The following is a 23,887-nucleotide window of genomic DNA, read 5'->3' on the forward strand; positions in this document are numbered from 1 at the left end:
CCGGAGAAGATGCGTTTACTTTTTATCTTTCAACCAGCACAGACGGCTATACTTTTTTAAATACCACAATGCCGTTATGGCCGCCGAATCCAAAGGTATTACTCATGGCTACAGTCACCGGTTTCTCCAGGGCAGTGGTGAGTACTACCGGGAAACCTGCAGGGATGGCGGGATCCAGGTGAGTGGTATTGATGGTAGGGGGGATAATACCGGCCCGGATGCTCATCACACTGGCAATGGCTTCAATAGCGCCGGCAGCACCCAGCAGGTGGCCGGTCATGGATTTGGTGGCACTCACATGTAAGTGCGCCGGCTGTGTCCCAAACAACTTGCTGATGGCACTGATTTCACTGAGATCACCTACCGGTGTGGAAGTAGCGTGTGCATTCAGGTAGCTTACTTCGTCCTTATTCAGGCCGGCATCTTTCAAGGCAAATTCCATGGCGCGGTAAGCACCCAGTCCTTCCGGATGCGTGGCCGTCATATGATAGGCGTCAGCCGTCATTGCGGCCCCGGCTACTTCGGCATAAATGACGGCGCCACGTGCCACCGCATGTTCATATTCTTCCAGCACCAGTGCGCCGGCGCCTTCTCCCATTACAAAACCATCGCGGTCGGTATCAAACGGACGGGAAGCAACTGCCGGTGCATCATTGCGTACTGACATCGCTTTCATGGCGCAGAAACCGCCTACGGAAGCAGGCGTGATGGGCGCTTCGGAACCGCCGGTAATAATTACTTTCGCCTTACCTGCACGGATATACGTTAATGCATCCATAATAGCAGTATTGGAAGTCGCGCAGGCCGATACTGTGGTATAGTTGATACCCATCAGGCCATACTTGATGGAAATCATACCGGAAGCCATATTCGCGATAAGCTTGGGTACAAAGTAAGGACTGAACCGGGGCTGCAGATCACCGTTTACATATTCGGTTACCTGCTCTTCAAAGGTTTGCATTCCCCCTTGTCCGGACCCCCAGATAACACCGGTGTCAAACGGGTCCATGGTATTGAAATCCAGACCAGACTCCCGGATCGCCTGATCCGCAGCCACCATGGCATATTGCGTAAACGGATCTGTTCTCCGGAAATCGCTTTTGTCCAGCAGCGCAGCTGCATCGAATTGTTTCAGCTCACAGGCAAAACGGGTTCTGAAACGGGAAGCATCAAAACGGGTAATCGTGGCGGCGCCCGAAGTACCGGCTATCAGCTGATTCCAGAAATCGGTGACATTGTTGCCGATAGGGGTAACTGCCCCCATTCCTGTTATAACAACTCTTTTCATAGTTTGATTTTATTAGCGTAAATCTTCCAGTAACTGATCTGCAATCTTTCGGAAAGTTGCCGGACCCAGTATCCTGGATAATAAAAGAGATGATTGAAGATTAGACATGATGATCAGTGCGCGGTCTTCTGCCTGCCCGTTAAAATGCAGCCGCTTGTGTTTGCGGCCCGTTTCCAGGCAATCGGTCATCCACACCAGGATACGGGTAGCCATGGTGTGTACTTTATCCCGCATGGCCGGCGTGAGCGTTTCAAAGTCGGCCGCCAGGGAACCGATTAAACAGATGTTGCCCGCACTGCTGTGTTTCCGGAAAACGTCAAACAGTTTCTGTAACTGTACGTCTTCCGGTAATTTTTTCCATTTTTCTATGTTGGCATCAAACCGCGCTATTTCCATATCTATCACACCGGCTCCCAGATCGGCCTTGGCCGGGAAATGATAATGTATCGCCGCGTTCTTGATCGCCAACGGATCGGAAATATCTTTGTAGCTGAAGGCATTGAAGCCTTTGGTACGTACCAGCCGGTCAGCCATGGACACTATTTTATCTTTTGTTCCGGACATAATATGCAGGTAGATTTCCGGCAAATATACTTACTTGGTAGTAAGTAAGCAAACAAGCTTTTTTTATCACCCCCAAACGGGAGGGCTATCGCCCCTTCCGCCCACCGGGTAATATTATCCGTACATCTATATTTTGTTATGTGCTTTGGTAATTAATTTTTAATTTGTATGCAATCTTGTAATCCCATATGTCAACACTTTCCTCCAACCGTATAGCTTCCCTGGATATATTACGTGGCCTTGTGATGATACTGATGACCCTGGACCATGTCCGCGATTTTTTCCATGAAACAGCATTGAAGGCAGACCCGATGGACCCGGCGGGTACTACGCTGGCGTTATATTTTACCCGGTGGATGACGCATTTCTGTGCGCCTGCCTTTGTATTGCTGGCAGGGGTATCGGCTTATCTGGGAGCGCAGTTCCGCCCACCGAAAGAGGCCGCGTTACTCCTGATCAAACGCGGTATCTGGCTGATCATCGCTGAAATATTGATCGTTACCCTGGGTATCAGCTTCGATCCGTTTTACCGTACGATTATTCTGCAGGTGATATGGGCGATTGGCTGGAGTATGATTTTACTGGGATTACTGATACGTACCTCCTTTCGCGTGATACTGGTCACCGGCATCATACTGGTGGCAGGACACAATCTGCTGGATATGGCACAGTTGCCGGACAGGTCTACCGCAACAGGTATCGCATGGCAGGTACTGCTGACTTCTCCCGGTACCCAGTATGCCTGGGATACCATACACCGGATCAATGTAATTTATGCCATCCTGCCCTGGACCGGCATTATGTTGCTGGGCTATTGTCTTGGCGTATTTTACAAAAAAGGAGCAGACCCGGAAAACAGAAAATGGATACTGCTGTATACCGGTACTGCTTTAACGGTGTTGTTTGTGATCCTGCGGGTAATCAATGTATATGGTAACCCAACGCCCTGGCACCCGCAACAGGGCTGGACCCGCGACGTGCTGGCATTCCTGAATACCAGTAAATACCCGCCTTCTTTGCAATATACCTGTATGACGCTGGGCCCCGTATTGCTGGCTTTATTGCTGCTGGAAAAGGCCCGGTCACCATGGGCGCGGTGGGTAGCTGTATTCGGTAGTGTACCTTTCTTTTATTACGTGCTGCACTTTTTTGTGTTGCATGCCTGTCTGGCCATCGTATATCTGCTGGCCGGTTATCCGGTGGCAGCCTACTATAATCCTGCCATGTACCTGCCTTTCTGTTTCCGGCCCATCAACTTTGGCTACAGCCTGCCGGTAGTATACCTGATCTGGATATCAGCCGTGATCGCATTATATTTTCCTACGCGGTGGTTTGCCCGTTATAAACAATCGCACCGGCAGTGGTGGCTGAAATATGTATAAACCTCCGGCGATAACAGCCAGGAGGAACAATCGCAGCAGAATGGGTGTTATTAGGTTATCACCTCTTTAAAATTACCTGCGATGAAAAATCTGATCTTACTGCTCATATGTATAATGGCAGCCACTATGGAGATCCAAGCCCAGGATGCCATGTATGCAGACCGGAATGAAAAATGGGAAGCCAGAAAAGCCCGGCATGCCAAAAAAATCTCCCTGAAAGCATTAAAGGGAGAAACCGTCAACGAGGCTACCCGGCAACGGTTTGAAGCCGACTTCCAGCCTGCTACCGATGTGGTATGGCAGCGCACCGCTCACTTTGATGAAGTAGCCTTCACCAATGGAGAAGGCAAAAAGCTAAAGGCCTACTACGATGGCGATGGCCAGCTGGTAGGCACTACCCGTGCCGCATCTTTTAGTGAACTGCCACCGGCAGCCCAACAGGAGATAGCCAGGCATCATACCGATTACGCCAATGCCCCCGTAATTTTTTTCGATGACAATGAAACCAATGATACCGATATGATCCTGTATGGGGCGCAGTTTGACGATGCAGATAATTACTTTGTTGAATTAAAAGACAAACGGGGTCGCCCGATCGTATTACAGGTGAATAAGCAGGGTGAAGTCGCGTTTTTTGCCAACATACCACAAGCCCGGTAATAAAAACCCATATGGACAACCATTATACCTGCTGTGACCGATTGTGTTGCAAGACAGGTTGGATGTAGTGTAGTCGCCCGGGTGCCAGTGTCTGCTTGAGTTTCCTGGCGTCGTAATATTCCGGATTGCGTAAATATTTTTCCTGATCGGATAGCTGACCGCAGTAGCGATATATCAATTTTGCGGAAAACAGGACAGATCTATGAGCAAACACGCCGGCCTGATGATGATTTTATCATTCTTTTTTCTCCTCCCTTATACACTCTTTGCAGCAGATGAACAGAACGGTGTCATCAAAGGTAAACTGGTGACTACAGACGGTAAAGCCGCTGCAGATGTGGTGGTATTACTGAAAGAAACCAATGAAACCACCGTATCGGATGCAGATGGCACCTTTGTATTTGAACAGGTAAAACCAGGTACCTATCAGCTGGAAGTAACGCTGATGGGGTATAATACCGTTACGGAACAGGTAACGGTACAAACAGGTAAAACCACGCAGGTAAAGCTGAAACTGGATGTCAGCAGTAAAGCCCTGAAAGAAGTGGTGATTACCGGCAGCCATAATAAGCTCATTAAAACCACATCGCAGGATGTGGCAAAGATGCCCATTAAAAACCTCGAAAATCCGCAGGTATACAGTACCATCACCAAAGACCTGTTGCAGCAGCAACTGGTGTTTTCTGTAGACGACGCGCTGAGAAATGCACCCGGCCTGGCCAGAATGTGGGATGCTACCGGCCGCGGAGGCGATGGCGGCGGCTATTACAACATGCGGGGCTTCATCGTACAGAGTAAACTGCGCAACGGGCTGGCCGGCAACGTAACGGCCAAAATAGATGCCTATAACCTCGAGAGCGTGGAAGTGATTAAAGGACCTTCTGCCACTTTATTCGGTAATAACCTTACTTCCTATGGTGGCCTCATTAACCGGGTGACCAAAAAGCCTTACGATCATTTTGGCGGAGAGGTTTCCTATGCGATGGGTAGTTATGGTTTTAACCGCGTCAGTGCGGATGTAAATACGCCGCTCGATAAAGCCAATGATGTACTGTTACGGGTAAATACGGCCTACAATTATGAAGGTAGTTTCCGCGACAACGGGTTTAATAAAAACTTTAGTTTCTCTCCCAGCTTATCTTATCGGATTAATGACCGGTTGTCTTTCCTCTTTGACGCCGAATTTTCTACCGGACAGAATACCGGCCTGGGTGTTTATTTCTTTCCGTTTAACCAGCGCGTGGCCGCTCTCGGAACAGACCGCGCAGATAAACTCTCCATCGACTACAAGCGTTCCTATGCCAGCAATGATCTGTATCAGACCGCCCGCAATACGAACCTGTATGGGATGATGACCTACAAAATAAATGAGCAGTGGAAGATGAGCACGCACATAGCGGCTACGAACAGTTATTCGGATGGTCCTTCTCCTTATTTCTACCTGCTGTCTGATGAAGCAGCCACCGGTGTGAAAGGAGCGGTAGGCAATAATTACATCTCCCGCAATGACCAGTTTACAAAAGACAGCCGCGATAACATCATAGAGATACAACATAATTTCAACGGCGATTTTAAAATCGGTAACCTGAGAAACCGTTTTGTCGGAGGCCTGGATTTCTTCCAGCAAAAATCCAATCAGTTTTTTGGCGGCGGCGCTTACGATACCATCCGTACTACCGGCACTATTCCCGGCTATGGTAACTTCAACCGCCGTAACCTGGATACACTCTACAATAATCACGGTTACGCCTCTACGTACCCGATACGCCTGATGACCAATACCTACAGCGCCTATGTATCGGACTTGCTGAATATCACAGATAACCTGATGGTACTGGCCGCCCTGCGTATTGACTATTTTGATAACAAGGGCAACTTTAATGAAGCGGCAGGTACTTACCAGGGTGGTTATCAGCAAACAGCGCTCTCGCCTAAATTTGGTATCATTTACCAGCCGGTAAAAGAAAAAGTGTCGTTGTTTGCCAATTACCAGAATGGTTTCTCCAATAAAACCGGCGCCGATAAGAATGGTAATGGCTTTAAACCAGAGCAGGCCAACCAGATAGAAGGTGGGGTAAAACTATTATTACTCGATGGTAAAATTACCAGTACCATCAGTGTCTATAACATCAAAGTAAAAAACATCGTCCGGGCAGATCCTTCCGCACCAAACTTCTCTATCCAGAATGGTACACAGGTGAGCAAGGGCGCGGAAGTGGAAATCATAGCCAACCCGGTGCGTGGCCTGAACATCGTGGCCGGTTATGCCTATAATGATGCCACCTTTGTAGAGGGCGAAGCCAGTGTAACCGGATTACGTCCGTCTACCGCAGGCTCGCCAACGATGGCTAATCTGTGGGTGAGTTACCGCATTTCAACCGGTGTCGCCAGAGGGCTGGGGATTGGCTTTGGCGGGAATTATGCCAGCGATAACAAAGTCGTGAATGACCATGCCCTGGGCGCCTTCATCTTGCCGGCTTATACCGTCCTGAATGGCAGTATCTTTTATGAGCAGGCCCGTTTCCGCTTCGGTCTGAAAATGGATAACATCACCAACAAAAAATACTGGATCGGCTATACGACCGTAAATCCGCAGCCGCTGAGAAGCGTTACCGGCAGTATTGCCTTTAAATTTTAAAAACAGCGGGTGATAAAATAATGGGTGAGGTATTAATAAGAAACACTTTTTATGATGACTCACTTTTCAGATCCATCCGACAAACAATTTGCGAAAGACATTATCCAGGGCGCACCGCAGCAAAGTAAGAGCTGGCTGGCTTTTGACCACGCCGTGATGGAAACGCCTTCGGCCATTCCACAGAAATACAAGGAGCTGATAGCGATCGGTATTGCACTTACGACCCAGTGTCCCTATTGTATTGATAAGCATGTACAACAGGCGCGCCAGCAGGGAATGACGGAAGCAGAATTGTCGGAAACGATTATGATTGCTGCTGCTTTACGTTCCGGCGCGGCCATTGGATATGGCTTGCTGGCCACAAAAATATATAGGAAGGAGGGGCTTTAAGCCCCTTTTTCTGTGCTCACCTTTTTCAACTGCTGCAGGCATTTATATTTCTGGTTGTCTGCCGTATGCCGGTTCTTCCAACCCATTTGCTGCATCAGTTTTTGCATGGGCACCTGATAAAAGAAAAGGGCTTTCAGCAGGCGGCGGCAATGACGGGTAATGCGTTGCAACCAACCAGATACCTGTTCTTCGGGCGGCATCTCCTGCTTTATTTCTACGGCAACCGGCAGTGTAACCAGTTCCGTTTCCGGCAATTCGTGCCGGCGTTGCCGTAACTGTTTTAACCACGAGTTCCGGGCAATGGCGTACAAATAAGTGTGCGGAGAGGCCGTCAATTGAAAATCCGGCGTGGCCAGCTTTTGCGAGAATACGGATATGGCATCCTGAAAAACATCTTCTGCATCTTCCCGGCTGCCGCCATTCCGTAATATAAAGGCGGTTACCGTAGGAAAACACGTGTCATAGAGTGATTGCAAGGGAAGAGATCGCGGGTCTTTCATACCGGGAATTTACAAATTAAGTCTTATTACCGCGCAGACAAACCTGAAAAAAAACCGCTATTGGTAGCAGTTCTTTTTCAGGTTTATTTATGAAGCCATGCGTAACGCCGGATGTTGATACCGTAGCTCCGGGCAAATATATAGATAGCTACAAGCCCGATAATACCCGCCATACATACGGTCAGCCGCGGTCCGGCATACTGTGCCACGATGCCGGTCACCAGGCTGCCAACGGGAATCATACCCTGATAAGCCATGATGTAGTAACTGATCACACGTGCCCGCATTTTGGGATGGGCATGTGTTTGTATATAGGTATTGATGGAAGATGTCTGTGCCATCATACCGATGCCGGAAAAGGTCATAAACAGGAGGGCGGCCGGCAGCCAGGTGGCATAGGCCAGTAACAGCAGGCTGCCGCCAAAGATAAGACTGGCGGTAATCATAATCCGGATCATATCTTTTTCGCCTTTCAGCTGCGCCATATAAACGGTGGCAAAAACAGCGCCCAGCCCGGCGGCACTTTCAAACCAGCTAAACGTAGTGGCGTTCCCGTTAAACAGGTCTTTGGCAAAAACCGGCATGAGCGTGTTGAAGGGCATGACAAACAAACTACTGGCCGCCAGCATGAGTAACAAAGAGGCGAGGTGTTTGTCGGCAGCAACATATTGAAATCCTTCCTTTAATTCCGTCCAGATACTGTTTTCCGTGATGATCACCGGCTGTGGCGCCGGGCGCATGAGAAAAAGGGAAATCATCACGGGAATATAGCTGAGGAAGTTGCCCAGAAAACAAACATCCTCGCCAAAGGTACTGAGGATAATGCCTGCCAGCGCCGGTCCGGCAATGCGGGCAATATTTCCTACCGTGGAGTTGAGGGCAATGGCGTTGGGCAGATCATTTTTATCGGTCACCATTTCCAGGATCATGGACTGCCGGCAGGTGACGTCAAAAGCATTAATGATGCCCTGTATCAGCGTAAGCATAATGATAGCCGGAACATTATATACCCGGCAAAGCAACATGATGGCCAAAGCGGCGGCTTGTAGCATGGCTATGACCTGGGTCACGATCATGATGCGGTAACGGTTATGCCGGTCGATGTAGCTGCCGGCAAAAGGCGATAATACCAGGGAGGGAATCAGGCTGACGAAACTGGTGATCCCCAGCAGGAGGGCGGAATTGGTTAGCCGGTATACCAGCCAGCATACAGCTGTTTTTTGTATCCAGCTACCCAGGAAGGAAATGGATTGGCCGGCAAAGAAGAGCCGGAAGTTGCGGGATTTTAATGCGCGAAAAACATTCATCTGTCAAATATTTAGAAAGGCCTGTCGCCTTTATGGAGCATGGTTAATGATGGTGCAAATTTCACACATTGGGGTATATTTGTAAAATAGATTGTTTTAATGATATTCATTGGTAAAAACGATTGATGTATGGAGCTCCGTCAACTCACCTATTTCATAAAAGCAGCCGAAACGGCTCATTTTACGGCGGCAGCAGCGGCAGTATATATTACGCAGTCTACGTTGTCGCAGCAAATCAAGCAACTGGAAAATGAACTGGGGATGCTGTTGTTCGACCGGGTAGGCAAACAGGTAAGGCTCACGGAAGCGGGCCGCGTTTTTTTATTACACGCCCGCCAGATATTACTGGAAGTGGAAAAGGGAAAACAAGCGATTCAGGACCTGCAACAACTGTTGAGCGGTGAGTTACGTATAGGCGTTACCTATGCCTTCACCTCGTTGCTGCTGCCAGCTCTGACAGCTTTCTCCGGAAAGTATCCCGGCATTAAAATCTATGTGGAGTACGGCACTACGGAAGACCTGGAACGTAAGTTACGTTCATCGGAACTGGATTTTATCCTGGCCTTTCACGAGGGAGCGCCTTATAAAGACCTGGCTATGCGACCGCTGTTTACCGCCAAAATAGTTATGGCGGTTTCGACCAAACATAAGCTGGCCGGTCTGCCACGGGTGAACCTGAAAATGCTGCATGGGATGGAACTGATCCTGGCATCGAAGGGGTTTAGTTCCCGCGACTTCCTGGATGAAATTCTCCTGCGGCATAAAATCCATCCGGTCATAAAAATAGAGCTGAATGATGTACACTCGTTGTTATCCCTGGTAGAAAAGGGACAATGGGTTACGCTGCTCAATGAGCAGGCATTGACGGGATGGAAAAACCTGGTAGCGATACCGATAGAAGGAAGGGAGCTATTACGCCATGCAGCTGTTCTATGGCAGAAAGATACTTACCGCAAAAAGGCGGCGGATTTGTTTGAGCAGGAATTGCTGAAAAATATCCGGCACGTGTAGCCGGTATCCGGTAGGGGAAAATGTCACGCAGCAGCAGCCAGTGCTGCCGCATGACAACCGGGGTTATTGTTCGTTGCGCAATGCAGCCGTATGGCAGTTGTAATAAGTTTCAAAGTCCTGTTGGAGCTGCGCAGCGGAAGGATAACCCACCATTTTCGCGATCTGGGATAAGGTAATCCGGGTCGTCACCAGCCACTCAAAGACATGCGCCATTTTCTCCTGTAACACCAATTCTTCCAGGGAGATGTTAAACTCCTGTTCAAAGGGCCCTTTGAGCAGATCTCTGTGAATACCAAATTCCAGGCAAAGGCTCGCCGGCGTATGGGGCTGATCCAGTTTATTGACGATGTAGGTGAGTATATTATTAAGCTGGCTGTGTTGCGTTTGGTTCATCATGATAGGAGCAGGGGCGGTCAGTTGCCGGGTATAATTGGCAAAGAAATCCACCGCATTGCGCCGGTAAAAAAGATCACCGGTACTACCAATATGCCGGCTGCTGAGTATCCGGTCTCTTATCAGACGGCTCACTGCATTCATTTTGAACGGAACGGTGTGCAGCGGTGCTGTAACATCGCCGATGTGCATATCTGCCAATGGTTTGAACACCGGAAATTCTTTTGCGAGTACAGGGAGGTAGGAGGGCCTGAGATTAATATGGAAACTCATGGCATACTCCTGGTTGGGCCGGGCGGCATGTTTGACCGGCATGACGTTAAACATACTCACTTCTTCATGGCGGAGCATCAGTTTCGTGCCTTCATGCAGTTCTACCGGAATGGTGTCGGATACATGGAGGGCGATGACCTGTTCCACGGCAAAGGGTTCTACCAATACGCCGGGTGCTACTTTGATAATATGCAGGTAGATAATAAGACCTCCGGTATCTATTTGTTGATCCAGAATGAGGCCATTGGCGTCTTCGGAGTAAAAGTACCGGGCATGTTGGATCAGCATTGGGTGAAAAGCCGGTGGAATTTTTTCATACGTGGTATAGCTCTTGTCTTTTCTTTCGATGTACAAGATCTTAGAAGGAGGCTGCTTCATGGTTTAATTACATCGTTTTATTAGGTTGATAAATTCATTGGAAATGGAGGACACTGTCCCGGGAGAAGTAGTAGTTAGCTTTGGTTGTTTCTTTCAGGCTCTCCAGAAAGATGGTGATGGCTGTGGTTCTTTCAATACTACCGGTGAATTTCTCGGTGGAAATCAGTTGATTATCCATTTTTACACGAACGCCGTACCAACGGGACAACACCGTGCATATTTCGGGTAAAGAGGTGGCTGTAAAGTAGTGGATGCCTTTACGCCAGCTGAGTTCTATATCTGCATCAAATGGTTTCAGGTGCAGGGCCTGGGTATTTGCACTGTATATGGCTTGCAGTCCTGGTTTTACCAGGATGGTCTTATGGCCGGCATTCACGCGTACGGAGCCTTCCACGAGCGATACTTTTACCACGCCGCTGTCGTAGCTGTTGACATTGAAGCTGGTACCCAGTACTTCTGCACGGCTGTGGGGCAGGTGTACAATGAACGGACGGGAAGGATCTTTGGCGATCTTCAGATAGGCTTCTCCGTTAATGGTGATTTCCCGGGTGTTGCCTTTGAAGGCAAACGGAAATTCCATTTTGGTAACGGCATTCAGGAATACGAGGGTACCATCCGGTAGTTTGATCTGATAATCTTGTCCTACCGGTACTTTCAGGGTGTTGATACCATCGGGTAATGCGCTTTCGTTGTTGTAGGAAAGCGTTTTGTTTTTATTGGTCAGTTGTTTGCCTTCTACATTAATATTTTCGCTGGCATTGGAAAGCAGAATGGTTTTTCCGTTGGCCAGTTGTAATTGTATGTCTTCGTGGGAGATCAGCGAGGGGACTGCAGCCAGGGCAGGTTGTTGCCGGGAAGACTGCCACCATTTCCAGCCTGTGAATACGACGGCTGTAAATATAGCCGCAGCAACAGCCAGCCGGATAACCAGTTGGCGGACAGGATGTCTTTTTTCTTCGAAGTCAATGACTTCCAGCCAGGGCGTATTGCCGGCAGGTGGAGGCGTCTGGAGGAGAGATTCCCATTTTTCCCGTACATGCTCATCTTCTTCAATCAGTTCATCCAGTAGTTGTTCATCGTCCGCAGAAATGGTCCCGGCCAGTTTCTCCGTCATTAACATGTATATTTTATCTGAACTCCTCATTTACACTATTAAACAGATTAATTAATCGCGTGGGGTATTCACAACTGGATTTTTCTTAAATATGTGCGCAGTGTTTTTAGTGCGTTGGCAATCTGTTTTTTGACAGTTTCTTCGCTGATCTGCATCGCAGCAGCTATTTCCTTACGTGTTTTGTGTTCCAGATATGCTAACCGGAATACAAGCAGCTGCCGCTCCGGTAACAGGTTGATGGCATTCTCCAACTGCTGTTTTAATTCATTGTTCTCGAGCTTATTATTAGGCGGTGTATAATCTGCCGCCAGCATAATTTCTTTCATCCGCTTTTTACGGGTATCATCCTTGGCAATCTTATTCAGGCAGCGATTTTTAATGCTGACAAAAAGGAAGTTCTTTAATGTTTGAATATTAGTAAGATCTATTTTCTCGTAACGCGCATTTTGCCAGAAATCAATGAAAAATTCCTGCACCAGTTCCCGGGCCTCTTCCTCATTTTTTAATATAGTCATGGCAGTTACCAGCAACCATTGCCGGTAGGCAATGTAAAAATGCTGAAATGCCGCTATACTACCAGTTTTTAACTGTGCCAGCAATTCAGTATCATTGGTAGTTGCACTCATGCGCTGTTTTAATTGATAAAATAGGGGGTAAAGATGTAAAAATACCAGCCCTTTCTCCCCTCCGGGGAAAATATTCGGTTAATAGGTAATGATTTTATTCGGTTTGATATGGTCAGATATGCAGATGATCTTATAAATTGACATACAGCAACCGGCTTTGTAATGGGCCATCTGACTAGCATCCAAATGATATATTCGATGAAATGAATGTTACGGATTTTAAATTTAAAGACTAGTTTGTTAATCGCTTGTTAATCAGGGGTCAGGCGGCAACAAAGTACTGCGATATAATAGCAGTATTGACGTAACCGCTTGAAAATAAGACAGGAACAGCTAAAAAGGAATTTTCCTGTTTTAACTGCTCCTGCTATACGTAGTTGGTCGTACTACTTATTTCTTTTTGGCACCCCGTTTTTTGGGCTTGCCATACTTCAACATCATCTTCTCTTTATGGCTTACCTTTTTGTTTACCTTCATATTTTTAGCCTTCTTCTCATGAAAAGCCGGCCCGGCATCCTCCCGTTTGGGTACTTTCACCAGCACATTCCGCATATGCACTTTCGGTTGCTCATCAGGGGTCAGTACCTCGGAAATAACCAGATCCTCCGGTAATGGCTGTACGGGAATCCGATAGTTCATCAGGGTTTCTATCCTTTCCAGGTTCTCTGCTTCTGCTGTTTTGGTCAGCAGGATGGCAATCCCCTTTTTATCGGCTCTCCCGGTTCTGCCTATACGGTGAATGTAGTTTTCAGGTACTTCCGGGGTATCGAAATTAATGACATGGGTAACGGAAGCGATATCCAGTCCGCGGGCCACAATATCCGTGGCAATCAGGAACCGGTATTCCCCGCTTTGAAAGCTTTTCACCGTATTGAACCGGTGGTTTTGCTCTTTATTGGAGTGGATAATCCCTACTTTTCCGGGGAATTCCTTCTCCAGCTGTTCATGCAGGTCATCTGCCAGTTGTTTGGTTGCCGCAAAAATCAGGGTCCGGGTCATGGTCGGATCATCTGTAATCAGCAGCTCCAGCAAATTCACTTTTGTATAGAAGTTGGGCACATGGTATACTACCTGGTCAATATTTTCCAGGGGAGTACCGGTGGGCGCGGCCTCTATACGTACGGGATTATTAAAATGGGTTTCGATCAGCTTTTCTACGTCTTCGGTGATAGTCGCCGAAAACAGCAGGTTTTGACGTTTGTCCGGCAGCAGGTCCAGGATATTCCGTAACTGTGTCCGGAAGCCCAGGTTCAGCATTTCATCTACCTCGTCAATGATCAGCCGTTTAACAGACTTCATTTTCAGGGCGCCGCTCAGAATCAGGTCATACAAGCGGCCGGGAGTAGCTACCAGTACGTCCAGCTTGTTTTTAACCGCTTCCATCTGCGGGTTCATGTTCACCCCACCGTAAACGCCCATAACTTCCACACTCATATAGGTGGTCAGGCGTTTCACAGCTTCCACCACCTGCACTACCAGTTCCCGGGTAGGCACTATAATGAGTATCTGCGGATATTTTTCTTTTGAAAACTTAAACTGACGGAGGGTCGGCAACAGATAGGCAAACGTCTTACCCGTACCGGTTTGTGCAATACCACACACATCCTGTCCCGACATGATCACGGAAAAAGCCCGCTCTTGTATGGTGGTAGGCTGTTTGAGGCCTATCTCATCCAATGCATTTAATAAAGGAGTATTCAGGTTTAAATCACCAAAAGTCATGATGCTACTATAAATATGAACGGCAAAGGTAAAGAATTACGGGTTAGGAACAGCGGGAAACCGGTGTTGTAGCCTGTAAGCACTACCTGCCCAGTATCTTCTTCCTGTGCTGCAGCCCCCAGCGGTGGAGCGCATCAATCACGCTGTTCAGCGTATCTGCGTAGGGGGTAAGGGTATATTCTACCGATACCGGCTGGCTGTCATACACCGTTCTTTTTACCAGCTTATGTGTTTCCAGGTCTTTCAGTTCTTTCGATAATACTTTGGAGGTGATCCGGGGTATACTCCGTTCAATATCCCGGAAACGTTTATGTCCGCTCGATACCGCAATAATAATGGGGAGTTTCCATTTGCCACTGATAACATCCAGGGCATCCCTTACCGGCATAATTACTTTCTGACAGTCGGTATGACTGGTTTCCCGGCAAATAGAGCGGGCGTTGCTGGTTGCAGTTAGTTCCATATAGGCGACAGTTAAGCTACCCCGGTATCTTACAGTATACTGCTTTCCTTTGGGTAACTGGTTACTTTATGATAGCAAATATATTAACTTTGTAGTAGAGAGATAAATAATAATACCATGAAAGTAGAAATATGGTCTGATATAATGTGTCCGTTTTGCTATATCGGCAAGCGGAAGTTTGAAGAGGCCCTGGAACAGTTTCCGGACAAGGAGAAGATCACAGTGGAGTGGAAGAGCTTTCAGCTCAACCCGGATTTAAAACCCGAACCCGGCACAGATGTTTACGACTATCTGGCTGCTAAAAAAGGGCAATCCCGTGAATGGTCTTTATCCATGCATGCCCAGGTGGTGAATATGGCTAAGGAAGCCGGTCTGACCTATGATTTCGACAAGGCGATTGTTGCCAATTCCTTTCATGCCCATCGCCTGATTCAGCTGGCCAAACAGCACCGGCTGGGAGATGAGGCGGAAGAGCGCCTGTTTGCTGCCTATTTTACGGAAGGAAAAGATATGAGTAATCTCGATACGCTGACGGAAATAGGCGTGGCTATCGGATTGGATAAAGCCCTGCTGCAGGAGGTGCTGCACTCCGCCGCATTTGCAGATGCCGTGGAAAAAGACAACGCGGAAGCAGCAGAACTGGGCATCCAGGGCGTACCGTTTTTTGTACTGGACCGTAAGTATGCGGTATCCGGCGCACAGCCGGTGGCAGCATTTTCTCAGGCACTTGGCCAGGCATATCAGGAGTGGCATACTACGCAGCCGCTGATAATGCCGGATGGCTTGTCCGGAGAAGTATGCACACCAGATGGTAATTGCAGCTGATAACACATAGATAGCATTACACAAGAAGGGTGTCTTAACAAAAAGGCACCCTCTTTTTTTGTGTGGTAAAGCCACTTCGGATGCATTTCTATAGTGACAGTACAATTTTACCAAATAGAGGTCTGTCCCGTTTCGTATCTGCTATTCTTTGATGGGCACTTTTAATGTCTTCAATCGGATACACACTGTCTATAACAGGCTTCACCTGTCCGGTTTCAATTAAGCGGGTAATATGCCGGAGTTCATCCCTGTTTTGCCGGGTAAAAACGAAATGATAGGTAGCATTTTTCTCCCAGGCGTGGATAAGGTTTTGCGGCAGGGCAATATCAACCAGTGTTACAATGCTACCATAGTTAGCCAGGGCACGTGGACTGTCCGAGAGCGTACTGCCCCCGACGGTATCAATAATGACATCCACTCCTTTTCCCTTAGTATGCGCCTGTATTTCTTCAACGTAATTTTTTTGATGATGGTCAATAACTACATCCGCTCCAAGCTGCTGCAGTTGCTCCTGTAAAATGCTTTGCCCTGTTGTGTACACAAAAGCCCCCAGTGATTTAGCCACCTGTATGGCGAATGTTCCAATGCCACCTGCACCGCCGAGGATAAGAATAGTATCCCCTTTTTTCAGTTTAGCCCGTACCACCAGCATTTCCCATACCGTTCCCCCAATAAGCGGAACCGCAGCAGCTTCCTCGTAACTAAGATTAGCAGGCATCCTGGACAACGAAGATGCGTCTGTCAGGTGATACGCCGCATAACTACCGGTACCGCCAAAACGTGGAGAGTAATAGACTTTATCGCCGGGACGCCACTTTTTCACGTTTTCACCCACAGCTATCACGTCGCCTGCAATATCATGGCCGGTTATGATTGGCAACTCAAACAGCGACGCATAGTCCCCGCGTCTTACCTGGTAATCGAGCGGATTTACCGAGGTTGCCTTTACCTTCACCAGTACCTGGGAAGGAGTGGTGATGGCAGGAGTAGGCATGTCCGTTAGCTGGAGCACTTCTGGTCCGCCATAGTTGTTGATGACAATTGTTTTCATTGTTTAGAAATTTCGCTTATTCTCGAAATATATAAGTAAAAAAATCAGAACGCCTTTTGGATTAATTTGTTCAGCGTCTCTATCGCCCCTTCATTACGTTTGTAGTAGGTCCACTGGCCCACCCGGGTAGCTACGATAAGCCCGCATTTTTGTAATAAACTCAGGTAGTCTGATGTGGTGGATGGAGATAAACCGGCCTTTTGGGTAATGTCGCTTACACAAACACCCAGATTTGGATCATAGTCCAGCAACTCCTCCGCAGGAAAATGGAGGTGAGGCTGTTTGAGCCAGATAAGTATGTTTATTCGCGTCTCATTACTGAGCGCTTTAAAAACCATAATTAATTCCATGATGCAAACATATCGAGATTTTCCGAAATGCCGAAATTAAAATTTAAGGGACAAGATACACATCCATGAAAGGATGAACAACACACCATTTCTTTGTCAGGTTGGGCACACATCAAAGCAAAAGCGATTAAGTGGAGCAGGCAGCAGGCAAAGAACAGCGCGCCGGAAGCCGCATTCGGTCCGTTGAAAAGTAATAACCGGTTCAATTGCTTTAGGTCGTGCAGGTGCTGTAAAGTAAAGATGAATGCTGGATCGTAGTTAAAAAAGACCATTAAGACTATCCTGCATCCTTTAAAATTCAATATCAACAGCATCCGGGAACTAACCTATTTGATAGGAGAAATAATAGTTGAGAGATCTGCATACAAACAACTTCAACTTTAATGCAAATAAAAAGAGGCTACTTTTTGATACCGCCTTTTTTATGTACACGTTAAAACGGTTAGCATACATGGGTGTTTTTCCTTTTTAAATTCTTATTAGCTTTACCATACAAATTGCTATACTATGGCCTTGCTAAAGAGGATCAATCCATTTTCCCGGCAAAACAACGACACAGGTTTTGGTACCAATGCCAGTGGTTTCGGCGGCCGGTTTATTAATCGCGACGGCAGCTTTAACCTGCGGCGGGAGGGTCGCCCGTTCAAGGATCGTTTTAATGTATACCATATGATGCTGAGCGTGCCCGTGTGGCAGTTCGCCGTGGTGATCCTGTTGTTTTATTTTACCATCAACCTGCTGTATACAGGCGTATACTGGTGGCTGGGCCCCGAACAGCTGCAGGGGGTGATGGGTGCAACACCCTGGGCCAAATTCAAGGAACTTTTTTTCTTTAGCACCGAAACCTTTACCACGGTAGGGTATGGCCGGGTCAATCCGATAGGAGATGGCGCCAACCTGGTGGCGGCCATTGAAGCCATGACGGGTTTCCTGTCTTTTGCCGTTGCTACGGGTTTGATTTATGGCCGTTTCTCCCGGCCGAAGGCACACCTGGCATTCAGCGATCAGGCGTTGATCGCGCCTTACAAAGATAGCACCGCCCTCATGTTCCGCTTTGCGTCCTACAAAGACAATCACACCTTAACCAATGTAGAAGTATTGGTAAATATAGGTTTGCAGGTGCAGGAGAATGGAGAAGCGGTGTACAAGTATTATGAACTGCCACTCGAACGGAGAAAAGTGGAAACGCTGTCGATGAACTGGACGGTGGTACATCCCATCGATGAAAACAGCCCGCTGCTGGGCTTCTCCGAACAGGATATGGAAAGTGCAGATGTGGAATTGTATGTCACAGTGAGAGGATTCAATGATGTATATTCCAACACGGTATTACAACGTACCTCCTATACCTACCACGAAATTGCACATAACCGGAAGTTTGTGCCGATGTATCGTGAAGGCAGCGACACAACGGTATTGGAGCTGCAGCATCTAAGTAAATCCCGGCCGGTGTAATCCGGCCATACTAAGCAAAAGGGGGAGCTATCAACCGATAGCTCCCCCTTTTGCTTATATCTTACAACGTATTGCTTATTGCTTTTTGCTGATCAGCAGCAGGCCGATATAGGTAAACAGCCCGTTAATAATCAGTAATTCCAATCCTATCTGGAAGTTGCCGAAAATAGCCGCCTGATTTTTATCCAGAATAAAACACAGTACCGGGGCGGCTACGCACACAATCGGTACCAGTGCATCTGTCACCCGGCGTTTGGAGAGAATACCGAAGGCAAAGAGCCCCAGCAGCGGCCCATAGGTATAAGTGGCTACTTTCAGGATCACACCAATCATACTTTGGTTGTTCACCCATTCAAAGATCATCACAAACAACAGGAACACAAATGCCATGAGCAGGTGAATCCGCTGGCGGTATTTTTTCTTCTGCGCCTCTGACCAGTCTGTTCTGCGTTGCATACCCAGGATGTCGATGCAGAAGGAAGCGGTGAGGGCGGTCATCGCACCATCTGCACTGGGAAACAGGGCGGAGATGAGCGCAATGATGAAGATCACGGAAACTACCGGAGGCATATGATGCAGCGCCAGTTCCGGGAATAACTTGTCGCCGGTGGCAGCTACATTTACCTGCGCGCCATAAAGGTGCAGCAGGCCGCCCAGGAAGAGAAACAGGCTGATAACAAAGAGCATGATAAAGGCCAGGGATACCATGTTCTTTTTGGCGTCTTTTAATGTTTTTACAGAGATGTTTTTCTGCATCATTTCCTGGTCCATTCCCGTCATGGTAATGGTGATGAAAGCCCCGGCCAGGATCTGTTTCACAAAAAAGAGCTTATCGTTCGGATCCGTGTTGAAGATGCGTGTGAGGCCTTTTTCATGCATAGCGGTAATGCTTTCCCCGAATCCGAGGTGCATGGTGTTCAGGATGTATATCACACAGATAATCAGTCCGGCCAGCATGCACGTGGTTTGTAACGTATCCGTATACACGATGGTTTTTACACCTCCTTCATAGGTATACACCAATATCATGAACAACAGGATAAGGGTGGTCATCCAGAAAGGAATTCCAAAGCTGGAGAGAATGGCATCCTGTAATATTCTTACTACCAGGTATAACCGGGCCGTAGCGCCGAGTGTACGCGAAAGAATAAAGAAGGAAGCCCCGGTTTTATACGACCTGGTACCAAACCGGCTGCCCAGATAATTATAAATGGAGGTGAGCTGCAGGCGGTAATACAAGGGAATCAGTATATACGCAATACTGATATAGCCAAAGAAATAACCGATGGTAATCTGGAGATAGGTAAAGGCATCTTTACCCACAGCACCAGGCACGCTAACAAAAGTAACTCCGCTGAGGGAGGTGCCGATCATACCAAAGGCAACCAGCATCCAGTTGCTGTTGCGGTTTCCGATGAAGAAGGAATCGTTGTTGGAATTGCGGCCTGTATACCACGCAACAACTAATAGTATGACAAAGTAGGCAATAACGAATGAGAATAATAATCCTGGCGACATAAATCAAATTTAATCAAGATACAACTTTCCGGCAAAGACGCAAATATAATGTCTTACCTCATTTGATAGATAACGGATCGGGAATTAACCAGGTAACTGACGATGATAGTACTTGACTAAGTCAAATAATTTATTTGCTTTTGTCAAGTATTTTATGGAGTTTAGCGAATAAATAAAAATAGCAATGTTACCTGATAGCCAGCTGGTAGGCGATATTCGCCACTTCAACCGTTTCTACACCAATATGATTGGATTATTGAATCTGCAGATCCTGGACAGTAATTTATCCCTTTCCGAAGTGCGCGTATTGTATGAAATTGATCATCGCGAAAAATGTACAGCAGGCCAACTGATCGCAGCGTTGCAGGTAGATGGGGGATATCTCAGCCGTATGCTGAAAAAATTTGAACAGGAAGGCTGGCTGCTGCGACAACAATCTGCTGCCGACGGCCGTACCTTTTTGTTGTACCTGTCTGCCAAAGGAAAGAAAAAAATGGCGGCACTGAATGAAAAGTCATCGGCAGATGTGCAGCGGATGTTAACGCCCCTGAATACCCAACAGCAACAGGAAGTAGCCAGTTCCATGAAAACCATCGAACAACATTTACTGACACCGGCAGCAACACCGGATATCCGTTTCCGTTATACCCTGCAACCCGGTGATATCGGGTACCTGGTACATATGCATGGCTCCCTGTACGGACAGGAATCCGGATTCAATGTGGTGTTTGAAGCATATGTATGTAAAACCTTCTACGATTTTGTACCTACCTATAATCCCGACAAAGACCGCATGATTCTGGCTACCCTCAACGACCGGATTATCGGCTCGGTGGCGATTGTGAATACGTCAAAGCACCAGGCGCAGTTGCGCTGGTTTTTGATAGATCCATCCTGCCGCGGACAAGGACTGGGCAAAAAACTGCTGCAACAGGCGATGGATTTCTGCCGGGAAAAAAATTACCGGAAAGTACACCTGATGACAGCAGATACACAAACCACTGCCATTGCCCTCTATAAAAGGGAAGGGTTCCGTAAAACCACCGAAAAGCGCCACCAGCAATGGGGACAGGAATTATGTGAGGAGCGTTACGACGTGGAACTGGCCTGATAGCACCTGGTCAGGCATACTTGTGCAGCAATACAATCTGTCCCAGGTGATAGGCGTCATGTTCTGCAATTCCCTGCAGGTAATAAATAGCTACCTGCTTGGTCCCCGGTACGGTTTCAAACAGTTTGTCTTCCGGAAACTTCCGGATCGTGGCAGCCATCTGTTCAAAAGAATGCTGTAGCCTGTGCAGGGTAGCCTGCCAGTTTTCTTCGCCGTGGTTCTCCGGCAGGTAGAAGTCGGGGAGGTCGCCGTCCTGCTCCGGCGGTTCATTGTAAAGATAACGTTGTACCCGTTGATGCCAGTAGATAATGTGATTTACAATCTGCCAGATGCAATTGGATTCTTTAATCACCTGTATGGCCTGCCGGGCATTGATACGGGGCAAATGTTCCTCGAAAGTAACATCTATCCAGGGTGAGCCACTGTAAAGGTTTTCTACGGAAGTGGCCAGATGTTCGGTCAGCTGCATGCGGATATAGCTTTAGAATGGTGAACAGATAGATAGGGTAATTTAACATTTAATCCCGGAACAAACAAGGTACCTTGATGGTCCGCAATGATTCTTTCCCTATTTTTAGAGCTTATAAAAACCATTGTTATGGATCAGCAGCAACTGGAGAACAACAAAAACGAAGATGCCATGCGGATGGCTATCAGTACCATGAAACAACGCCTCGCAGTAATTGAACAGGGCGGAGGCAAAAAAAGTTTGGAGAAAGTGCGGCAGCGCGGCAAACTTACAGCCAGGGAACGTATCCAATATCTGATTGATAAGGATACGCCTTTCACGGAAATAGGCTCCTTTGCTGCTTATGACATGTACCCCGAATACGGCGGCTGCCCCGCAGCAGGCACCGTAGGTGGGATCGGATATGTAAGCGGCCGGCAGTGCATGATTGTCGCCAACGATATGACCGTTAAAGCCGGGGCATGGTTTCCGCTGACCGGCAAGAAAAATCTCCGGCTGCAGGAAATTGCCATGGAGAACCGCTTACCGGTGATCTACCTCGTAGACAGCGCCGGTGTATTCCTCCCTATGCAGGACGAAATTTTTCCCGACAAAGAACACTTCGGTCGCATCTTCCGCAACAATGCCCGGATGAGCGCCATGGGCATCACCCAGATTGCTGCGGTGATGGGCAGCTGCGTGGCCGGTGGCGCCTATCTGCCTATCATGAGTGATGAAGTACTGATGGTGGAAGGCAACGGCTCTATTTTCCTGGCCGGCCCTTACCTCGTAAAGGCAGCCATCGGAGAAGACGTAGATGCGGAAACCCTCGGCGGCGCCGTGACACATACCGAAATTTCCGGCATAGCCGACTATAAATTCAAAACAGATGAAGAATGTCTGGATCAGATAAAACGCATTGTCAGCAAGATCGGACAGGGCGCGAATGCCGGCTTTGACCGTATTGAACCGGTACTACCCGCGAAACCTCAAGAAGAACTGGATAGCATCCTGCCGGCAGACAGTACCCGCCCATATGATATGCTGGATGTTATAGCCCGTCTGGTAGACGACTCTGCATTTGACCAGTATAAACAAGACTATGGCAAAAGCATTCTCTGTGGCTACGCCCGCATCGATGGCTGGGCCGTAGGTATTGTGGCCAACCAGCGTAAGATTGTGAAAAGCAGGAAAGGAGAAATGCAGATGGGAGGGGTGATCTATAACGATAGCGCCGACAAGGCCGCCCGTTTTATCATGAATTGTAACCAGAAAAAAATTCCACTGGTATTTCTGCAGGATGTAACGGGATTCATGGTGGGCAGCCGGAGCGAACATGCCGGTATCATCAAAGACGGGGCTAAACTGGTGAATGCCGTATCTAATTCTGTAGTGCCGAAAATTACCATCATCATCGGTAACTCCTACGGAGCAGGTAACTATGCCATGTGTGGCAAGGCATATGATCCGCGGTTCATTTATGCATGGCCTTCCGCGAAGATCGCCGTGATGGGGGGAGAACAGGCTGCTAAGACCCTGTTACAGATCCAGGTGGCCTCCCTGAAAGCAAAAGGACAGGAGATTACGCCGGAAGAAGAAAGTAAACTGCTCCGGGAAATCACGGAAAAGTATAACACCCAAACGACGCCTTATTACGCGGCGGCCCGCCTGTGGGTCGACGAAATCATTGATCCGACAGATACCCGGCTGCGTATTGCAGAAGCCATTAAGGCGGCTAACAACGCCCCTGTGGAACAAGCCTTTAATGTAGGCGTATTCCAGGTGTAGGGCCGGCCACAAAATATATTTCTCATAAGACGCCACAGCAGTCCGCAGTTATTATTCGCGGTCGGCTGTGGCGTTTTGCCGGAGGCTTTATTTGATATTCGGGATTCTTTAAAATATATTTGCCGCTATTCTAAAGAGAACATGGCAGAACTGATTGCATATACAGATGGAGCATCGCGCGGTAACCCAGGTCCGGGAGGATATGGAGTGGTATTGATCTGGGGAAATACCAGAAAGGAATTATCGCAGGGCTACCGGAAAACCACCAACAACAGAATGGAGCTGCTGGGCGTCATCACTGCGCTGGAAGCCCTGAAGAAAGACGGGTTGGCTATCACCATTTTTACAGACAGTAAGTATGTAGTGGATAGTATTGAGAAAGGATGGTTATGGGGTTGGGTAAAAATCAATTTTAAAGAGAAGAAGAATAAAGATCTGTGGCTGCGTTTTATTCCCCTGTATAGAAAACACCAGGTGAAGATGCAGTGGGTGAAAGGCCATGCCAGCAATCCGTTTAACAATCGTTGCGATGAGCTGGCCACCCAGGCGGCGGATAGTGGCAACTGGCTGGTAGACGTAGGTTTTGAAAGCGGCATATAAAACAGATAAACATTTTTTATGGCTGTCCATAC

General features: G+C 47.8%; 23 protein-coding genes. 10 read left to right on the forward strand and 13 right to left on the reverse strand.

All coding sequences use genetic code 11. The annotated features are described in order from the left end of the window. Positions 1-46: 46 nt before the first annotated feature. Positions 47-1,288, reverse strand: a complete 1,242-nt coding sequence (gene fabF / locus OL444_RS17995; RefSeq protein ID WP_264730913.1) for a beta-ketoacyl-ACP synthase II — start codon at positions 1,286-1,288, stop codon at positions 47-49. A 12-nt stretch (positions 1,289-1,300) separates the two neighbouring features. Then, positions 1,301-1,852: a TetR/AcrR family transcriptional regulator gene (locus OL444_RS18000; protein ID WP_264730912.1), complete on the reverse strand. Its 552-nt coding sequence runs from the start codon at positions 1,850-1,852 to the stop codon at positions 1,301-1,303. A 188-nt stretch (positions 1,853-2,040) separates the two neighbouring features. Between OL444_RS18000 and OL444_RS18005 the strand changes: the two genes are divergently transcribed. The 4 genes from OL444_RS18005 (at position 2,041) to OL444_RS18020 (ending at position 6,922) form a co-directional block, all read left to right on the forward strand. Then, a complete protein-coding gene (locus tag OL444_RS18005) occupies positions 2,041-3,234 on the forward strand; it encodes an acetyltransferase domain-containing protein (protein ID WP_264730911.1) in 1,194 nt (397 codons plus the stop codon). A gap of 126 nt (positions 3,235-3,360) precedes the next feature. Then, the gene (locus OL444_RS18010) at positions 3,361-3,894 is read left to right on the forward strand and encodes a DUF1838 domain-containing protein (protein ID WP_264730910.1); all 534 of its coding nucleotides are present in this window, start codon (positions 3,361-3,363) and stop codon (positions 3,892-3,894) included. A gap of 202 nt (positions 3,895-4,096) precedes the next feature. Further along, the gene (locus OL444_RS18015) at positions 4,097-6,532 is read left to right on the forward strand and encodes a TonB-dependent receptor (protein ID WP_264730909.1); all 2,436 of its coding nucleotides are present in this window, start codon (positions 4,097-4,099) and stop codon (positions 6,530-6,532) included. A gap of 51 nt (positions 6,533-6,583) precedes the next feature. Then, a complete protein-coding gene (locus OL444_RS18020; protein ID WP_264730908.1) occupies positions 6,584-6,922 on the forward strand; it encodes a carboxymuconolactone decarboxylase family protein in 339 nt (112 codons plus the stop codon). Here the strand turns inward: OL444_RS18020 and OL444_RS18025 are convergent. Both OL444_RS18025 and OL444_RS18030 read right to left on the reverse strand, forming a co-directional pair. Further along, the gene (locus OL444_RS18025; protein ID WP_264730907.1) at positions 6,919-7,422 is read right to left on the reverse strand and encodes an RNA polymerase sigma factor; all 504 of its coding nucleotides are present in this window, start codon (positions 7,420-7,422) and stop codon (positions 6,919-6,921) included. The two genes, OL444_RS18020 and OL444_RS18025, sit on opposite strands and share 4 nt — an antisense overlap. Positions 7,423-7,505: 83 nt before the next feature. Next, positions 7,506-8,729: an MFS transporter gene (locus OL444_RS18030; RefSeq protein ID WP_264730906.1), complete on the reverse strand. Its 1,224-nt coding sequence runs from the start codon at positions 8,727-8,729 to the stop codon at positions 7,506-7,508. 129 nt (positions 8,730-8,858) lie between these two features. Here OL444_RS18030 and OL444_RS18035 point away from each other — a divergent pair, with 129 nt between their 5' ends. Beyond that, complete coding sequence (locus OL444_RS18035) at positions 8,859-9,740, forward strand: LysR substrate-binding domain-containing protein (protein ID WP_264730905.1); 882 nt, start codon at positions 8,859-8,861, stop codon at positions 9,738-9,740. Between the two features lie 63 nt (positions 9,741-9,803). Here the strand turns inward: OL444_RS18035 and OL444_RS18040 are convergent, their stop codons facing one another. From OL444_RS18040 to OL444_RS18060, 5 genes are all read right to left on the reverse strand, one after another. Then, a complete protein-coding gene (locus OL444_RS18040; RefSeq protein WP_264730904.1) occupies positions 9,804-10,784 on the reverse strand; it encodes a helix-turn-helix transcriptional regulator in 981 nt (326 codons plus the stop codon). 34 nt (positions 10,785-10,818) lie between these two features. Further along, positions 10,819-11,898, reverse strand: a complete 1,080-nt coding sequence (locus OL444_RS18045; RefSeq protein ID WP_264730903.1) for a FecR family protein — start codon at positions 11,896-11,898, stop codon at positions 10,819-10,821. A 68-nt stretch (positions 11,899-11,966) separates the two neighbouring features. Then, positions 11,967-12,524, reverse strand: coding sequence for an RNA polymerase sigma-70 factor (locus OL444_RS18050; protein WP_264730902.1), 558 nt, complete (start codon positions 12,522-12,524; stop codon positions 11,967-11,969). 390 nt (positions 12,525-12,914) lie between these two features. Beyond that, the gene (locus OL444_RS18055) at positions 12,915-14,246 is read right to left on the reverse strand and encodes a DEAD/DEAH box helicase (RefSeq protein WP_264730901.1); all 1,332 of its coding nucleotides are present in this window, start codon (positions 14,244-14,246) and stop codon (positions 12,915-12,917) included. Between the two features lie 82 nt (positions 14,247-14,328). Further along, on the reverse strand, positions 14,329-14,709 hold the full coding sequence (locus OL444_RS18060; protein WP_264730900.1) for a winged helix-turn-helix transcriptional regulator: 381 nt from the start codon (positions 14,707-14,709) through the stop codon (positions 14,329-14,331). 117 nt (positions 14,710-14,826) lie between these two features. Here OL444_RS18060 and OL444_RS18065 point away from each other — a divergent pair, with 117 nt between their 5' ends. Continuing rightward, positions 14,827-15,534: a DsbA family oxidoreductase gene (locus OL444_RS18065; RefSeq protein WP_264730899.1), complete on the forward strand. Its 708-nt coding sequence runs from the start codon at positions 14,827-14,829 to the stop codon at positions 15,532-15,534. An 88-nt stretch (positions 15,535-15,622) separates the two neighbouring features. On the opposite strand, the gene OL444_RS18070 is transcribed toward OL444_RS18065, so the two are convergent. Continuing rightward, entirely contained in the window at positions 15,623-16,585 is a 963-nt protein-coding gene (locus OL444_RS18070) for a zinc-binding dehydrogenase (protein WP_264730898.1), read from the reverse strand. A 44-nt stretch (positions 16,586-16,629) separates the two neighbouring features. Next, positions 16,630-16,935 (reverse strand): ArsR/SmtB family transcription factor, encoded by a 306-nt coding sequence (locus OL444_RS18075; RefSeq protein WP_264730897.1) that lies wholly within the window; start codon positions 16,933-16,935, stop codon positions 16,630-16,632. Positions 16,936-17,442: 507 nt separating this feature from the next. On the opposite strand from OL444_RS18075, the gene OL444_RS18080 reads away from it, so the two are divergent. Then, positions 17,443-18,390: an ion channel gene (locus OL444_RS18080; protein WP_264730896.1), complete on the forward strand. Its 948-nt coding sequence runs from the start codon at positions 17,443-17,445 to the stop codon at positions 18,388-18,390. A gap of 75 nt (positions 18,391-18,465) precedes the next feature. On the opposite strand, the gene OL444_RS18085 is transcribed toward OL444_RS18080, so the two are convergent. Further along, positions 18,466-19,908, reverse strand: coding sequence for a sodium:solute symporter (locus OL444_RS18085; RefSeq protein ID WP_264730895.1), 1,443 nt, complete (start codon positions 19,906-19,908; stop codon positions 18,466-18,468). A gap of 184 nt (positions 19,909-20,092) precedes the next feature. On the opposite strand from OL444_RS18085, the gene OL444_RS18090 reads away from it, so the two are divergent. Continuing rightward, positions 20,093-21,019: a bifunctional helix-turn-helix transcriptional regulator/GNAT family N-acetyltransferase gene (locus OL444_RS18090; protein WP_264730894.1), complete on the forward strand. Its 927-nt coding sequence runs from the start codon at positions 20,093-20,095 to the stop codon at positions 21,017-21,019. A gap of 10 nt (positions 21,020-21,029) precedes the next feature. Here the strand turns inward: OL444_RS18090 and OL444_RS18095 are convergent, their stop codons facing one another. Further along, positions 21,030-21,488: a DinB family protein gene (locus tag OL444_RS18095; protein ID WP_264730893.1), complete on the reverse strand. Its 459-nt coding sequence runs from the start codon at positions 21,486-21,488 to the stop codon at positions 21,030-21,032. Between the two features lie 129 nt (positions 21,489-21,617). Here OL444_RS18095 and OL444_RS18100 point away from each other — a divergent pair, with 129 nt between their 5' ends. Both OL444_RS18100 and rnhA read left to right on the forward strand, forming a co-directional pair. After that, positions 21,618-23,255: an acyl-CoA carboxylase subunit beta gene (locus OL444_RS18100; protein WP_264730892.1), complete on the forward strand. Its 1,638-nt coding sequence runs from the start codon at positions 21,618-21,620 to the stop codon at positions 23,253-23,255. A 141-nt stretch (positions 23,256-23,396) separates the two neighbouring features. Beyond that, the gene (gene rnhA, locus OL444_RS18105) at positions 23,397-23,855 is read left to right on the forward strand and encodes a ribonuclease HI (RefSeq protein WP_264730891.1); all 459 of its coding nucleotides are present in this window, start codon (positions 23,397-23,399) and stop codon (positions 23,853-23,855) included. The last annotated feature ends 32 nt before the right edge of the window (positions 23,856-23,887 follow it).

The organism is Chitinophaga nivalis (assembly GCF_025989125.1).
In the GTDB taxonomy this organism is placed as follows: Bacteria; Bacteroidota; Bacteroidia; order Chitinophagales; family Chitinophagaceae; genus Chitinophaga; species Chitinophaga nivalis.